The sequence below is a fragment of the Maribacter caenipelagi genome, from assembly GCF_004364175.1.
Lineage (GTDB): Bacteria > Bacteroidota > Bacteroidia > Flavobacteriales > Flavobacteriaceae > Maribacter > Maribacter caenipelagi.
The window spans coordinates 87495-105456 of sequence record NZ_SNZW01000016.1 but is presented as its reverse complement, the minus strand read 5'-3'; the positions used below and the strand labels follow the sequence as shown (position 1 = coordinate 105456).

Here is a 17962-nt window from a genome sequence, read left to right as displayed (position 1 = left end):
TTTTTATTATCTTTAAGGTAACCAATACAACAAAATAAATCAAGATATTTTATATCATTTTTTCGATTTAAAATATGTACTCAACCTCTACTCTCTCTTACCAGCATGAAAAAAATTCTGTTTAGTATTCTAGTACTTATCATATCATTATCCTCTTGCAAAAAACAAACAACCAAACTATTTTCTAAAATTGAATCTGACTACTCAGGTATTACCTTCAATAATAAAATAATAGAGACAGATAGTTTTAATATTCTTACCAGTGAATATATATTTAACGGTGGCGGTGTTGCCATCGGTGATTTTAATAATGACGATAAACCAGATTTGTTTTTTACAGGAAATCAGGTCAGTAATAAACTTTATCTAAATAAAGGTGATTTAAAATTCGACGATGTAACAGAAACAAGCGGAACAGCCGCAGATAATAAATGGAAAACAGGTGTAGCTGTAGTAGACATTAATAATGATGGCTTTTTGGACATTTACATTTGCGCAGCAATGTATCCATCAAAAGAAGATAAAGCTAATATGCTTTTTGTAAATCAAGGACTAGACGAAAACGGAGTTCCTGTTTTTAAAGAATTAGCTAAAGAATATGGTATTGCAGATACGGGCAACAGTATGAATGCTACTTTCTTTGATTATGATAAAGACGGACTATTAGACCTTTATGTATTAAATAACGTTGACGTTCATGTACTCCCTTCCAATTATAGAAAAAAAATTACAGATGGTTCTGCATTGAGTAATGATCGTTTATATCATAATAATGGAGACAATACATTTACAGATGTTACCATTGAAGCAGGTATAACCATAGAAGGTTATGGATTAGGTATTGCCATTTCTGATATTAACAATGATGGTTGGTCAGATATTTATGTGAGCAATGATTACCTCACCAATGACATTCTATATATTAATAATCAAGACGGTACTTTCAATAACAATATAGATGATCTTGTTAAGCACCAAAGTAAATTTTCTATGGGTAATGATATTTCCGATTTTAACAATGATGGATATTTAGATATCATCACTTTAGATATGTTAGGAGAAACTAATTACAGATTAAAAACTACCATACGAGATACAAAATATAATGACTATGTCATGAATAAAAGATATGGCTACAGCCACCAATATATGCGTAATATGCTACAAGTTGGTCAAGGACCAAATGTGCCATATAGTGAGATAGGTTTATTAGCTGGAGTATCTAGAACAGATTGGAGCTGGTCTCCCCTATTTTTTGATGCAGATAATGATGGTTACAAAGATTTATTCATTACAAACGGATTTCCAAGAGACATCACCGACTTAGATTTTGGAGAATTTAATTTTAACGTACGTAGATTTTTAAGCCCAAGTCAAATACTTGACTCTATTCCAGTAGTTAAAATTCCAAATTATTCATTTCATAACACTAAAAAAGGAACTTTCAATGATTCTAGCAACGATTGGGGCTTAGATATACCTTCATTTTCTAATGGTGCAGCGTATTGTGATTTTGACAATGATGGTGATTTAGATTATGTAGTCAACAACATAAATGACGAAGCATTTCTTTTCCAAAACAATACCAATAATGCAGAAAAGACGAATTCACACTTTTTAAAAGTAAAACTTAGTGGTTTAAACAATAATAAAAATGGAATTGGTTCCAAAATAGTACTAAGAATAAATGAAGAAGAATTTCAATACCATGAGCAGTATTTAACTAGAGGATACATGTCTAGTATAGACGATGTTATACATTTTGGCTTGAACGATAAAAGCCAGGTTGCCTCTTTAGAAATAGTATGGCCAGATGGTAAGTATCAAAAAATAAATCAGTTAAGAATTGATACTACCATTAATTTGGATTATAATAATGCAATCGATATAACTACTAACACTTTGGTATTTCCTTTAGCGAAAAAAGAGTATTTACCAATATTTAAAGAGATATCGAATGATATTGGAATTATTTATACTCATGATGAACTGGATATGGTTGATTTTAATGTTCAGCGAATTTTACCTAAAAAACTGACTCAAAACGGTCCATGTGTAGTAAAGGGTGATATAAATGGTGACGGATATGAAGATTTCATAATTGGAAGCTCATCTGGCACCTCCCCTCAACTTTTTATACAAAATAAAGCCGGAAGTTTCTCTAACACGCCCCTATTTACTGATGTATATAATAAAACGTTTGAAGAAGAAAGCATGGTTTTATTTGACCTTGACAACGATGGTGATTTAGACCTTTATTTAGTTTCTGGAAGTAATGAGTTCATGAAGGGATTAGAGTTTTATACTGATCGTTTAATGATTAATGACGGAAAAGGCAACTTTATATTGGCCAAGGACAAAATGCCAGTAATACAAGCTAGTGGATCTATTGTAACGGCAGCTGATTTTAATAATGATGGCTTTACAGATTTATTTATTGGAGGCAGAACTCCTTTTGCAAAATTTCCAATTGCAGAGAAAAGCTTCCTTTTGGTTAATGAAAAAGGAATTTTAAAAGACGTAACAGAAACGTTAGCTCCAGAATTAAGGAATATTGGAATGTTAACGGATGCTGTCTGGCAAGATTTTGATAATGATGACAGGTTAGACTTGATAGTAGTAGGAGAATATATGCCCATTACATTCTTTAAAAATGAAGAGAGTGGGTTTAAAATTATCAATCAAACAGGGCTTGATCAATTATTTGGATGGTGGCAAAGTATTAAAGCTAATGATTTCGATAATGATGGAGACATAGATTTCATAGTAGGCAATCTAGGAAATAACAATATTTTTCAGCCAAATGAAAATAGACCCGTAGATGTGCTTTATAAGGATTTTGACGATAATGGAACTGTAGACCCAGTAGCCTTCACATACTTGAAGAAAAATTATTCTGACACAACTTTTATCTCTGCCCCTGTTAATTTCGGTGGAGACCTATTTGGACAAAGTCCATTATTCAGATCAAAATTCAATTTGTACAAAGATTATGCAAATACAACACAAACGACACTATTTACAAAAGAGGAGCTAGGCGGAGTTGAAAAATTAACTATCAATTACGATAAAAGTATATACGTCGAAAACCTTGGTGGTGGAAAATTCGTATTCATACCACTACCAATAGAAGCGCAAGTTGCTCCAATTAACGGTATTGAAACATTAGATTACAATAATGACGGCAAAGAAGATGTACTATTGGTAGGGAACGATTATGGAAATGAAGTTTTTATAGGACGATATGACGCTTTCAACGGCTTATTATTAGAGAATGATGGCAAAGGTGATTTTAAAACGATACTTACTCTAGAAAGCGGATTTTTAGTACCAGGTGATTCTAAAAGTATAGCTACCGTTAAAAGTAGCAAAGAAAACTATCCTTATTATATCGTTACTCAGAATAGAGACTCCGTTCGGGTGTTTCAGAAGAATTAACTAACGATTTAAGCTATTTCAACTCCTGATTCATAAACCAATCGTAAAGTGCTTCTGTTTCGTAGGCTTTGATCCAAGCACTATGACCAACATTGGGGTATCTGGTAAATATAACTTCGTACCCCATTTCCTTTAACTTAGCAACCATATTTTTTGATTCAGAAAAGGGAATGGATTTATCTTTCTCACCATGGAAAACCCATATAGGCATTTCGCGGTTAATCCATGAAGCATAAGGTAAAGGTGTCATGCCGCAAACCACCGCCATAGCAGCGAAGGTATGAGGATATTGAACTGCCATTTCCCAAGCAGCTCCGCCTCCACGGCTTAATCCTGTTAAATAAATTCTACGTTTATCTATTCTATTATTATCTACAATAGAGTCTAGTAATTGCTTTACCGCCCTAGTATTCCACCATTTTTTAGCATTCGGATTCTGAGGAGCCAATATTAAAAACGGAAATTTCTTACCTTGAACTATCAATTTAGGCGGACCATTTCTTTTCACCGTAACCAGACTATCGCCCGATTCACCACCGCCATGTAAAAACAAGAGAATTGGAAAATCTTTCTCAGGCTCCTCTTCATAATCCTCAGGGTAATATAAGTAATAGGCTAGGTTCTCTTTTACATTGGTTTGCATTTCTGAATCTACAAGAATAGGTTTTGCCTGCGATGCGCAACTTTGAAAAATAACCAGTAAAAGAATATATAAAATTGACCTCATCTGTAAATACAAATTTTCTATCAAATGTACCCTAAAAACAAACTCTTTTAAAGTTAAAGTGGTTTTAGGTTCATTTGTGTTCAAAACTTTAGACTAATTAGAATTCAAAAACTTATTTAAAATTTTACAAAACAAAAAGAGGATGCTCAATGCATCCTCTTTTTTAAATCTATGTTCTCTCTTTTATTTATCTGTATAAAGTAAAGTGACCTACATATTTAAGTTCATCAGTATTGGCATTTACTACATACCAATAATCACCTGTTGGTACTTCTTTACCTTCATATTTACCATCCCAGCCGCTTACCTCATCTAATACAGCCACTACTCTACCATAACGGTCATAAATTCGAACCTCAACGCCATCAAAAAGGTCTCTATTCTTAGGTGACCAGATATCATTTAGGTTATCTCCATCCGGAGTAAAGAAATTAGGGAATTCCAACATGCCCGTAAACTCAAAAGGTACACTAAGCTCTAACTCACAACCTCCTGCATCTCTTACACGAACATTTACAATTCCGCTTTCATTGGTTATAAATGTAGTTTCGCTACCAAAAGATTGTCCGTTGAAAAAGTACTCATATTCACCATAACCACCAGCCGCTGTAGCTAGAACCTCATTTGGTCCAGTTTTATCAACAACTAAGCTCAAAGGTTCATATCCATCGATACTAAACTCTACCATATTGGTACAACCATTTTCATGATAAATGTACACGATGTGATCACCAGCAGGTAAATCTCCCCAAACATACTCGTCGGTAGCATTAGCTGTGATTGCATCTGTAGGGTCAATAGGGTCTAGTGCAAACATTAACTCAGATAACAAGTTATTATTCTCCAATTGTATTGTAGTTGTACTTGTTGGGAATATACCTTCACAACCATATTGAACTATTGGGGCTGCAGTAAGATCGACTCCAATATCAATAGTAAACAATTCTGATACGGCACAAAGATTAACATCTTGAATGTAAATAACATACGACGCTCCACCTTGTAGATCTTCTATTATTTCACCAGTATAAGGAGCATATACTGCAGTACCTGATTCATCTATTGGATCAACCATCTCAATTTTGTACTCAAAATATGGTGTTGGGTTTACAGTAACATCGTCGAACGGTGTACCACCTATTACATCAAAAACAACAGAACCGTTATTGGCACCAATACATAACTCAGGTGTGGTATCAATGTTTATTATCTGTAATTCATCAGGCTCTTCAACAGTGATGAAATCTTTTTCAAAACAACCATTGTCATCTTTTATTAAAATCTCATAAGTACCTGCTGCAAGCTCATCAAAAGTATACGTACCCGGATTATCAGAATCACTAAAGAATTCATTAAAGTTTGGCGCAATTGCAAACTGAATTAAGCCTTCACCACCTGCACTAACAGAAACAGTAATGGTTCCGTCTTCTTCTCCGTTACAAGTTACATCTGTAGGCACGGCATCAAAAATTATAGGATCTGGTCTAATAATTTCAAAAGGACCAGCAATATCCATACAAGTCGCTCCACTAGTAACAGCAATGTAATATTGTGTACCTTCAGGAAGACCTTCAAAAGTACCGTTATCTTGAGGACCTCTTACAACCGTAGCAGTTGCTGCAGGATTAAAGGCATCTATAGGATCACCTTCATACAAGTAAAATAAATCTGCCCCCACACCACCATTAACAAATGATTCTATTCTACCATCTAATTCAGAAGCACAAGAAATATCATCTGGTAAGTTTGGAAGTAAAGTAATACCCGTAGCATCGGTCATAGTAATACCATTAGAACGTATTGCCGGACAAGCGCCTGCTGCATTTACTTTTCTAACATCGAACTGATACGTAATACCTTGAACACCGGTTACAGTTATAGAATTACCAGTCATAGGGACATAAGCACCAATAGTTACTCCGTTTTCAACTCTTAAATATTCATACGTAAATAAAGGATCAGGATTCTCTACCGTCATTCTCATTTCTCCATCTCCTCCACAACCAGGTACTCTTGTCTGTACCAAAACCGGTTGAATTGGTGGTGGTGGATCAACATAGTACGCATCGGTTACAAATAAACAACCGAAACTAGATGATACTTGTATTGCATACCACCCTGCGCTAATATATCCGCCACTATCACCTATGAAAGTAGGTGTGTTCTGCAACCCGCTTTCAGAAACAACAGCTGTATTGTCATCACCACTTAAATATAACAATGTGTAGTTATAGCCCGCACCAGCAAAACCTCCACTTGCACCAGCAGTAGCTGTAATTGCATCTCCAGAAGTAACATCATAAGCCTCAAGAACAGCGTTATTGCCATTTGGGCAATCTAGCGTTTGTGGTTCTCTAATACCCGCAACAATTTGTGGAACTTCTTCCAATTCAATTTCTACTGTATTCGTACAACCTTCAACATCTCTAACCTCAACTTCATAGAACCCGAAAGACAAATTGAAAAACTCATTGTTATTTGAGAATGCAGCAATTTCAGTAGTATACGTAGCACCACCATCTGCACTCATTAATAATCTATACTCATAAGGAGTAGTATCCCAACCACCGATACCGGTAGCTATTATTTCACCTGTATCATTAGTACAACTTACATTACCTACAGATTCTGCCGTTACTTGAAGTTCCCCATTCGGAGTTCTAATGTTTGTTACATTACTTGTACCTGAACAGAAAGGCGCATCAATAGATACCACATCAACAATTAAGTTACCACCTATCAAATTATCTACTCTAGCCTCATCTCCATTTACATCTGGATAGTCATTTGTATTAAAAGTTTGAGAAGCTAAAAGTGTAGACCTAGTTACATCAGTTGCTTCATAAACAAACACTTCATATTCACCCGTGTAATTACCTACAGTTATGAATAACGCCCCATCATTACCTGGCACTGCACAACTAACAGGTTTAGCCTCGCTAATTAATACCGTAGGTGCTTCTGGTGTATTCACCGTATGCACTGGCATTGGGTAGGTACAACCCACTGTATTATCAACTACTTCAAATAAATAATCACCAACATCAGACAAGTAAACATCCACATAGTTATTACCAGAAGTATTAGTTACAGGAGCCACTGGAGTAACAGAAACAGTATTTACCGTAAAATCGCTAGTACCGCTAACCTCTATACGTACACGTTCATCATCTGTACAATTTAAAATGTCAACCTCAACAATGGTAGGTATAACATCTGTTGGTTCATTTATTGTTGGTACATCAAAAGTTGTTTGACAGCCATTGCCGTCTATAGCATATACCGTAATGTTTTGAGGTGAACCGTTGTCGATTATTTCAAATGTATTTCCTGTTTGATAATTTTCAAATCCAGTAATACTATACTGGTAACCAGAACCAATTGTTCCTGGATCAACAACATTTACTGTGATAATAGTTGAACTATATCTATTTGCACCTGGCTCACAAGCAAAATCTGGAGCACTGGCAGTAATACTGAAAGCATCAGGATTATTGATGGTGTGTATTCCAGATAACACCTCACAATTACGAGCCGTTACGACTTGAACTTGATAATCACCTGCCGGTAAATTTGAAAAAGCACCAGTATTATTTCTAGTTACTTCTGTAGTTCCTGAGGTTACATTATTTAAAATATAGGTAATTGGAGTGTCTTGAGATGTGAATGGTACCAATGCATTTGCCGGACCAACTACTATCTCAATAGACCCGTCATTCTCATCTCTACAACTAATATCGATTGCTTCTTCAGAAACAATTACTGGCTGTGCTGCTTGATTTAAAATGATGTTTGTAACAGTTGTTTCACAAAAACCAGCACCATCGTTTACAATACGATCCGTAATTAATACTTCATAAGTACCAGGAGTTAATCCTGTAAATATTGGATCATTTGTTTGTGATATTGGACCCACTGCGCTAGAGGTATAATCGATACCTGTTAACTCATAAGTAAAATCTCCACTACCACCAGTAGTTGATATAGTTATTTCTCCATCTGCATCATTACACGTGCTATCTGTTGAAAATCTACCTGTAGCGGATAAGAAATCATATACCGTAGCAGTACCTTCACTAGTACAACCATTGGCATCGACTACATCTACAACATAATCACCAGGACTACTTACGATATAAGTATGCTCCCAAAAAGCGCCGACAATTGTAGGTAATTGCTCATCACCTCCTAAAGTAAATCTAGGTGTGTTTAAAGTATTAGGTACTCTTACGGTGATATCAAAAGAAGTTGAAGTAGGATCGCATTGATTTACTACAGCAAAAGTAGGAACCGGCAAATCTGGATCTAATGATATAATCGTTGCAATATCAAATGATGTACAACCACTTGCATCTCTTACATACACATCATAAGTACCATCTGGTGCAGCGAATGTTGTATCTGTAGTCCACCCTGTAGGAGCTAAGCCAGTATCCATAAAGGCAAATTCATATGGACCACCTGAACCACCTCTACCTTGTACCGTTACTTGACCAAAAGCATTACAGTTTGCAGGAACTTCTTGTAAGATATCTATGTCAGGTAAATTCTGAAGTATTGTAACCGGAGCGGCATCTGTGCAGGTATCGGTTAAATTTTGAACTAAAATTTGATAATCACCAGGCAATTCTGGATAGTTACCATTATAAGGTAAACCTGTAGTTGTCATAGAAGCTTCTAACTCCGTTTCCGATCCATCTTCGTTATTGATCAATACTATTCTTAACTGATCACCAATAGTATAACCAGTAATATCATAGGTTATTTCACCATTTCTATTGATATCACAGGCCCCTGGCGTAGAAGATGCTGTCACATCTAATGTTGACGGACCTTCTACTGGAGGAATTTCTTGTTCATATGTACAACCTGTACCCACATCTAAAACTACTACGGTATATGCTACACCATATTGAATTCCGTCTGTAGCATTATCAAACGTATGATCATTTACTGCTGGTGTGTTGTTCAAGTTATAAAAACCTGGTTGATCCATTAATCTAATTTGGTAAGGACCTGTGCCTCCACTAACACTAACCGAGTAGGTAAAAGCTGTATCATCACAATCTAAAGGAACTGGTGGCGGTATAGGTGTTATCACAACTTCGTTGGAAGTAATGGTAACCGTATCTATATCTGTACAACCATTAGCATCAATGGTAATTACCGTATAATCGCCAGTTACTAAACCTGCATCTAATATTTGAACCGGTAAAGTTGCTACATCTTCCATTCTTGTAATTTCTACTCCCGTATTATCTTCAATTATAAATGTATAATTAGTTGTACCGTCAGTTACAGAATCAATATTGATACCGCCACTTACTGGCCCACTACCTCCACAAACTGCCTGTTCTTCAGAAACCGTAGTTGCAGGTGGCGGTGTTGTATCTAACACAATATCAAAAGTATCAGCTGGGGTTTCACAACCTCTAGCATCTCTAACCAAGTAAGAATAAGTACCTACAGTTAAATTGGAGTATACTGTTTCTGATGCCCATCCCGTTCCATTGAAATTAACTTCGTAAGGTGGTACACCGCTGGTAGCATCTGGTATAATTGTTACCGAACCATTGTTGGTTGAACTACAACTAACCGGTCTAGCAACATAAGATGCAGCAGCAATATTTTGAGGCGGATTTAAAGTGATAGCAACAGATTCTGCAACACAACCACTACTTGTAGTATTATTATCGGTAATTCTGAAAACATAATCTCCAGGTACATTTGTATCAAAATCAAAAGTATCTGTAGTAAGTGGAAATGCAGTACCAAAAGTAACTCCTCCATCAGAACTAACTTCATATTGTTTTGCACCAACACCAGAAGTATAACCACCATTAACACTTACTCTAATTCTTCCAGGATCTCCACCACAAGGTATTTCAGTAGTAATACTTGTATTTACCCTTAGTTGAGGCGCTATTGTAATAGGTAGACTATCTGAACAGTCATTACCATCTACCACTTCAATCGTATAATTACCAGGGGAAAGTCCCGCAAAAGAATTACTTGCTTGAAGTGTACCTCCGTTAATTCTATATTGATGTGAACCAATAGCTGCCGTACCTGCAGTAGAAGTAACCGCTACCGTAGCACCTATACCTGCCACGAAACAGAAATCTGATGACGGACCGTCCAAAGAAATGCTTGGAGCATCAATAGAATTTAAATCGAAAGAGAAAGTATCTGTACAACCTTCAGCATCTTCAACAGTTAATGTGTATGTTCCCGCTGCAGAAAGATTACTAAAGGTTCTTCCAGATTTTGGTCCAATTGGTGGTCCTACAGGTGGTGTTAAGGTATATCTATATGTACCCCAACCGCCAATTGCATTTGCTCTAACAGCTCCTAAATTTCCATTGGCACAGCTCATATCCGTAACCGTACTTGAAGACAAATCTAACACCGGAGCTTCATTGATATCAAAAGATGTAGTATCGGTACAACCAGTATCAGCATCAGTTACAGTAATAGTGTATGTACCTGCACCAGATGAAGGTAAAACTACTTCTCGATCACTTTGTGGTCCTCCTGTAAAAAGTCCACCATTAATATCATATGTGTAATTATTGGCAAAGCCGTCGATAATAAAAGTTCCACTGCCATCGGTAGCTCCATTACAAACTCTTAAATCACCACCAGACTTCACTTGTACTCGAATAGAGCTTATAACAACAGGTCTAAAACCTTCAGTATAAGAACAACCGTTAACATCGGTAATTTGAAAAATATATGCCTGAGAAGTTAGTAACCCTGTAAAAGTATCATTATTACCATTATCAAAATAAGCCGGACTAATTATTTCATATCTATTGATAGCCGCGTTGCTTGTTGGTGTCAACTGAACATCAGATGTACCGGCAGCACAACTAACATTACTTTGTGCAAAATCTAAATCAGTTGGAGGGTCAACATCTAAAATTTCTATCGAAGTAAGGTTTAAACGACAACCTCCTGCATCTTCAATAATTGGGGAATATGTACCCGCAGCTAAATCGGTATAAGAAGTTATTGCAGAGAAATTGACCCCATCAATACTAAAGACATATCCACTACCTGATCCACCAGAAAACGGACCAACAAAATCAATTTGTCCGCCAGTAGTTCCAGTACCTGTACATGTTACATCGTCTACTTTTGTAGCCGACCCAGTTAAAGATCCTACCGTATCTACTGTCACTGAAGGTAAAGCAAGGGTACATTCAAATCCGCCTTGTTGGTATCTTACTTCAATATCATTATAAGTACCAGCAGTTACTGAAATCTGTGGTGTATTTACCCAAGGTTCAGATGCGCTTTCTCTATAAGATATATTATAACCTCTACCGTTATTTATAGTAAACTCTAATTTTGCACCTCCATTACTACAAGTGCCATCAATACCTGCAACGGCGATATCTGGCGGTAATAGATCTTCAACATCAGAAGAAGCATTTATAATACACCCATTACTATCGGTAATAACAAAATCATAAGTCCCTGCTGTGCTCACGGTATACGTAGTTGTACCGGAATCTGTAGCGGCATCACCAAATGCAGGTTGTACAGGTCCGCCATTAACCATAAATGTATATGGTGCAGAACCACCAGTCGTATTTAGAGTAATATCTACACTAGAAATATCTGAACAACCAAAACTACTGTTCACTTCTGTAGAAGCATCTATAGCTGAAGCACCTGCACCAATAGTCATTGGGTTCCCACTTGTATCTAAACTTTGCCTTGGTGGGTTAATACCGTTTAAAGGATCGCCTGTACATTGTTGAGTCTCTACCTGTACGGTATATGTCCCAAAACCTACAGCTGAAAAGGTGTAAGGATTGGTAGATATAAAAGCCGTAAACTCTTGGGCTACACCACTAGAGTTCAATAACGTATATTTATAAGGACCAGGCACATTAGAAGCTGTAACGGTTATACTACCTGTATCGCCACTACATAATGCATCTGTAAAAGTTGTAGCTATTTCAATTTCTTTTTCCTCTATAACAATAGGCTCATAAGGGTATTCACAAGTATTGGCTGTATTTCTTAATCTTGCTAGAATATTATAAGTACCTGGTGTTAGATTAGAAAATATTGCACCTTGCCAAGAAGTACCACCATCAATACTAAATTCGTAAGCACTCGATAAATTGGTAATCTGTATTCTACCATCTACACCACAGATGTAATCTTGTTTTACATGGGTTTGGGTTATGGTACTTTTCTTTACTTTAAAATAATATGGTTGACCATCTACCAGTGCTCTGTATTCAGCACCTGAAGTTGCAGGTACAGTACTAGCATCTAAATTAAATGTTTGACCAGAACTAATTGTAGAATAACATGATGCTGTAGTATTAGGGCATTCTGTATTTACGTTCGATGTACAAGAACCACCAAGCACTTGCCATGTCACCGAACTGTATGGTCCGCCAGATAAACTTATAATACGATCATCATAATCGCCGCATAAATTAAAACGTGCAATGGTAAAACCGTTATCATTACAAGTCTCGGTAGCATCAGCACCTACAATAAGTGTTGTAAACATTGCCGAGGGAGCTAAGGTAGATTTTCTTGCAACTTGAGCTTTCTTTTCTAAGGTCGATTTGTTTTTGGTAGAAACCGAAACAGCCTTTTCGATTACATGAGCCACCTCTTCGTATAAAGTAGTTACTTTAGAGTTGGCCAGAGCCGTAGTACCAATTACTGAAATAACAATCAGAAGTAGTACATACAGCGCATACCGCTGTTGTTTTGGAAGCATAGGTTAAGATTCGTTTTTAAGAACAAAGTTGATTTGGGATCTAATTAGTTCTTTGGTGTAATTTTTATACTTATATTTTATCTTTTAAATAATCATGTGTCCACTAATATATTTCTAACGCTTGTATATGAAAAATAGTATCATCTTCAACCTTTTATTCGTTGTATCGCTAAATTTTTCTTGCGCACAAAATACTGATAACAAAGTAACTACGCCAAAAGAGTCTGTTTTTACAGCTGAGCTATTCGTCGATGAGGTACAGATTCCATGGGGGTTCGCCTTCCTTCCTGACAATAGTATTTTAATCACTGAAAAAGAAGGCAAATTGATTCATTTTAACAATGGAAAAAAAACGATAATCGGCAATATTCCTAAAGTTTATAACCGAGGCCAAGGCGGATTATTAGATGTTGCCCTTCATCCGAAGTACAAAGAAAACGGATGGATCTACCTCACTTATGCATCTACAGACGGTGATGAAAAAGGAGGACATACTGCATTAATGAGAGCAAAATTGAACAACAATTCTTTGACCGAAAAACAAGTGCTTTATAAGGCTGTACCCAATACGACAAAAGGGCAACATTTTGGATCTCGAATTACTTTTGATAATGACGGATATTTATACTTCTCTATTGGTGAACGTGGCGACAGAGAAATCAATCCGCAAGACATTAAGAGAGATGGTGGTAAAATTTACCGTTTACATGACGATGGGCGTATACCGAAAGACAATCCGTTTATAGGGGAAGAAGGTGCCAAGACTGCTATTTACAGTTACGGACACCGAAATCCGCAAGGATTAATAAAGCACCCAATAACCGGAGACATTTGGGATAACGAACACGGACCGAGAGGTGGTGATGAAATAAATATTATTAAAAAAGGAGCTAACTATGGATGGCCTTTAGTTACCTACGGAATCAATTATGGCGGAACCCCAATTACCGACAAAACAGAAATGAGCGGAATGGAGCAACCCATTCACTATTGGGTACCTTCTATTGCCCCTAGCGGTATGGAATTTGTGACTACGGATAAATACAAAAATTGGAAAGGGAGTCTATTGGTTGGATCTTTAGCTTTTCAATATTTAGAACGATTAGTAATGGATGGAAACAAAGTAATCGCAAGAGAAAAATTAATGGACGGACTAGGTAGAGTACGTGCTGTAAAGCAAGGTCCCGATGGTTTTGTTTATGTAGCCGTTGAAGGAAAAGGCATTTATAAATTAATACCGATAAAATAATAGCAAGCTCACTAAATTATAAAAGGTCTGTATTCAAAAATGATTACAGACCTTTTTATACTAACCTAAAAATAAAAAACTACTTATACCCTACCGGCATCAATCGCTAGCTTAACAGAACCATGCTTTTTTAATAATGCTTCAGCCGCGTCGTATTCAATATTCAACCCTTCCATAATATAGCGGGTACCACGATTTACAAGTTTGTCATTACTTAATTGCATGTTCACCATCTTATTACCCTTTACCCTACCTATTTTAATCATAAGGGCAGTAGAAATCATATTCAATACTAATTTTTGAGAAGTACCACTTTTCATTCTAGTACTACCGGTCAAAAATTCGGGTCCAACATTAATCTCAATAGGAATATCGGCTATTCTAGCAATGGGAGCACCAGGATTGTTTGTAATTGCAGCCGTTAATATTCCATTTTTCTTAGCATCTTCCAACCCACCAATTACATATGGTGTACTACCCGAAGCCGCAATACCCACCACAACGTCATTTGTGTTAATATCATGTGCTTTTAAATCTAACCACGCCTGTTTGGTAGCATCTTCTGCATTTTCAACAGCTTTTCTAATGGCTGTATCTCCCCCGGCAATTAAACCAACTACACGCTCATGTGGCATACCAAAAGTTGGCGGAATTTCAGAAGCATCTAAAATTCCCAATCTACCACTGGTACCTGCACCTATGTAAAATAATCTTCCGCCTTTATTAAATCTTTCAGTCAAGGCATCTACAAGTTTCGTTACCTGCGGAATCGTTTTTTCCACAGCATCGGCAATCTTCTTATCCTCCTCATTCATTTTTTGAAGAATAGTAGCGGTATCCATCAACTCTAAATTATCGTGATTAGACGGAGTTTCGGTAATTTTTTTGTAATCCATATACTTAAATAATTTTTATATCGTGATTTCTAAAAGCCTTTAGCAATTTATCATCAGGTTTTAATTCTGTGATCATCGTGTTAATAGAATTGATATCACAAGTTTTATAGCGGTGCTGAGAATTCAGTTTTTCAGAAATGGATAAAAGCACTGTTTTCTTTGAAGCTTTTATAACCGCCTTTTTGATTTGAACAATATCCCAATCGAATTCTGTTAATCCGTAGGTTGCATCAACATATCCTGTACCGATAAAACTATAATCGAATCGTATCTCAGATAGATGATGAATGGCATTTGCGCCAATAGCAATTTGTGCTTCCTTCGAAATTTGTCCCCCAATAGAAATTACATTAATATTTGCTTTATGAGACAATTCCATAGCAACCGGTAAACTAATCGTAAAACAAGTAAGATTTAAATTCTCAGGTATAATTCTTGCAAGCTCCATACACGTAGTACCACCATCTAAAAAAATAACGGCACCATCTCGCAGCATACTAACTGCCTTCACCGCAATTGCCGCCTTATCTTCTATCTTATATATATTAGTGTTTCTGGCACTATTGGTCATGTACCCCATAGAGATTGCGCCACCATGAACTTTACGCAGTTTATTCTCGGCATCAAGTTCTTTTACATCACGTCTAATGGTATCAATAGACACATCTAAAGCCTCGGCAATATCGGTTATAAGTATTCTATTGTGTAGGTCAACTTCGCTTAAAATTGTTTGTTGACGTTCTTCTTTTAGCATGTTTTTGCAACTTTATCACTTATCAATACGTCAAAGATAATGATTTTTAACTCATGCCGTTTTATGACGTTAATGTTAGTGAACTATAAATTTAATATTAATTAACAGCACAATACAGCATTATTTCTTGCAAAAAACTGCAATAAATAAAAATAACGCATATATTTGCATGAATTAAAAATCCAAAATTCTACCACCACTTCATGAAAAATACCGCAAAAAATTCCAAACTCGACATTAGCTATAAGCCTATAGGTCAATTTGAAGAAACGCGATTCGAAAAAATTCATAATGTCATTTTCGAAGACTCCAATGAAGCTTCGATAGTAGTGGCTCATGAAATTGCCGCTTTAATAAAAAAGAGACAAGGACAAAAAAGAAATTGCGTTTTAGGTTTAGCAACTGGTTCTTCACCAATAAGGGTTTATGAAGAATTGGTTCGCATGCACAAAGAAGAAGGTTTGAGCTTTAGAAATGTTGTCACCTTCAACTTAGATGAATATTTACCTATGGAGCCGAATAACATACAGAGTTATTTTTACTTCATGCATGAGCATCTTTTTAATCATGTAGATATTCCTGAAAAAAATATTCATATACCAGATGGCACCGTAAGTAATGAAGAAACTACAGCATACTGCCTAAGCTACGATCGCAAAATAAAAGAGTTTGGCGGTTTGGACTTTCAATTATTGGGTATTGGTAGAACAGGGCATGTTGGTTTTAACGAACCAGGTTCACATTTCAATTCTGGAACAAGAGTAATTACATTAGATCACATAACAAGAGTAGATGCCGCACCTTCATTCTTAGGAATAGCCAATGTACCAAGAAAAGCAATTACCATGGGGATCGCTACGGTAAGAAAAGCCAAAAGAATCGTTTTATTAGGCTGGGGTGAAAACAAAGCGGGTATCATTAAAAAAACAATTGAAGGCGATATTTCATCTCATGTACCAGCTACTTACTTGCAAGAACATGACAATTGTACTTTTGTTTTAGATACTGGTGCGGGTAGCCAATTAACAAGAAATAAAACACCATGGTTGGTCGATGCTTGTGAATGGACAGAGGATTTAAAGGCGAAAGCTATGGTATGGCTTTGTGAAAATACAGGTAAGACCATTTTAAGTTTAACCGATAAAGATTATAATGATAACGGTATGGCCGATCTTTTAGCCTTAGATGATTCTTATGACCTGAATATTGAAATGTTCAATAAATTACAACATACGATTACGGGTTGGCCAGGCGGAAAACCTAATGCCGACGACACACACAGACCTGAACGTGCTACTCCGGCTAAAAAAAGAGTTATCATATTTAGTCCGCACCCAGATGATGATGTAATTTCTATGGGCGGAACTTTTGATAGATTAGTTGAGCAAGGGCATGATGTGCATATCGTTTACCAAACTTCAGGTAATATTGCGGTTTCAGATACAGATGCTAGAAAATATGCTGAGATAGCCATGCAAATCAGTCCGTCAGATCAGGCTAAAAATATAATTAAATCTATAGCAGATAAAAACGAAACTCGAATAGATGCTCCAGAAGTTAGAAATCTAAAGGGAAAAATAAGAAGAGGAGAATCTTATGCCGCAACAAGGTATATGGGACTTGATGATAAAAACGTACATTTTTTAGATCTTCCTTTTTATGAAACAGGCACTATAAAGAAGAAAAACTTATCTGAAGATGATATTACGATAGTTGTAGATATTATCAAACAAATAAAACCTCATCAAATTTATGCCGCTGGCGATCTAGCTGATCCACACGGTACGCATAAGGTTTGTTTAGATGCCGTATTTGCAGCTTGCGAAGAATTGAAATCAGAATCATTTATGAAAGACTGCTGGGTATGGTTATACCGAGGTGCTTGGCATGAGTGGGATATCAACGAAATTGAAATGGCAGTACCGATGAGTCCTGGGCAAGTGTTGAAAAAGCGATATGCTATTTTCTGCCACCAAACTCAAAAAGACGGTGTAATGTTTCAAGGTGACGACTCTAGAGAATTTTGGATGCGTGCAGAAGAAAGAAACCGTGACACCGCCAATAAATACAAAGCAATGGGCTTATCATCATACGCCGCTATGGAGGCCTTTGTAAGACATAAATTCAACTAACAACTAAATTG

The 17962-nt window shown here is 36.4% G+C and carries 7 protein-coding genes; 3 read left to right on the top strand and 4 right to left on the bottom strand.

Features of this window, described 5'->3' with window-relative positions; translation table 11 throughout:
• Positions 1-105: 105 nt before the first annotated feature.
• The gene (locus DFQ03_RS13050) at positions 106-3438 is read left to right on the top strand and encodes a VCBS repeat-containing protein (RefSeq protein ID WP_133673625.1); all 3333 of its coding nucleotides are present in this window, start codon (positions 106-108) and stop codon (positions 3436-3438) included.
• A gap of 13 nt (positions 3439-3451) precedes the next feature.
• Here the strand turns inward: DFQ03_RS13050 and DFQ03_RS13045 are convergent, their stop codons facing one another.
• Together DFQ03_RS13045 and DFQ03_RS13040 are read right to left on the bottom strand one after the other, a co-directional pair.
• Positions 3452-4165, bottom strand: coding sequence for a carboxylesterase family protein (locus tag DFQ03_RS13045; RefSeq protein WP_133673624.1), 714 nt, complete (start codon positions 4163-4165; stop codon positions 3452-3454).
• A 187-nt stretch (positions 4166-4352) separates the two neighbouring features.
• Entirely contained in the window at positions 4353-12920 is an 8568-nt protein-coding gene (locus DFQ03_RS13040; protein ID WP_133673623.1) for a T9SS type B sorting domain-containing protein, read from the bottom strand.
• A gap of 127 nt (positions 12921-13047) precedes the next feature.
• On the opposite strand from DFQ03_RS13040, the gene DFQ03_RS13035 reads away from it, so the two are divergent.
• The gene (locus DFQ03_RS13035; protein ID WP_133673622.1) at positions 13048-14169 is read left to right on the top strand and encodes a PQQ-dependent sugar dehydrogenase; all 1122 of its coding nucleotides are present in this window, start codon (positions 13048-13050) and stop codon (positions 14167-14169) included.
• 83 nt (positions 14170-14252) lie between these two features.
• Here the strand turns inward: DFQ03_RS13035 and murQ are convergent, their stop codons facing one another.
• Both murQ and DFQ03_RS13025 read right to left on the bottom strand, forming a co-directional pair.
• Positions 14253-15065 carry an N-acetylmuramic acid 6-phosphate etherase gene (gene murQ, locus DFQ03_RS13030; protein WP_133673621.1) on the bottom strand — a complete coding sequence of 271 codons (813 nt, stop codon included), beginning with the start codon at positions 15063-15065 and terminating at the stop codon, positions 14253-14255.
• A 4-nt stretch (positions 15066-15069) separates the two neighbouring features.
• The gene (locus DFQ03_RS13025; RefSeq protein ID WP_133673620.1) at positions 15070-15819 is read right to left on the bottom strand and encodes a DeoR/GlpR family DNA-binding transcription regulator; all 750 of its coding nucleotides are present in this window, start codon (positions 15817-15819) and stop codon (positions 15070-15072) included.
• 203 nt (positions 15820-16022) lie between these two features.
• On the opposite strand from DFQ03_RS13025, the gene nagB reads away from it, so the two are divergent.
• Entirely contained in the window at positions 16023-17951 is a 1929-nt protein-coding gene (gene nagB, locus DFQ03_RS13020; RefSeq protein ID WP_133673619.1) for a glucosamine-6-phosphate deaminase, read from the top strand.
• The last annotated feature ends 11 nt before the right edge of the window (positions 17952-17962 follow it).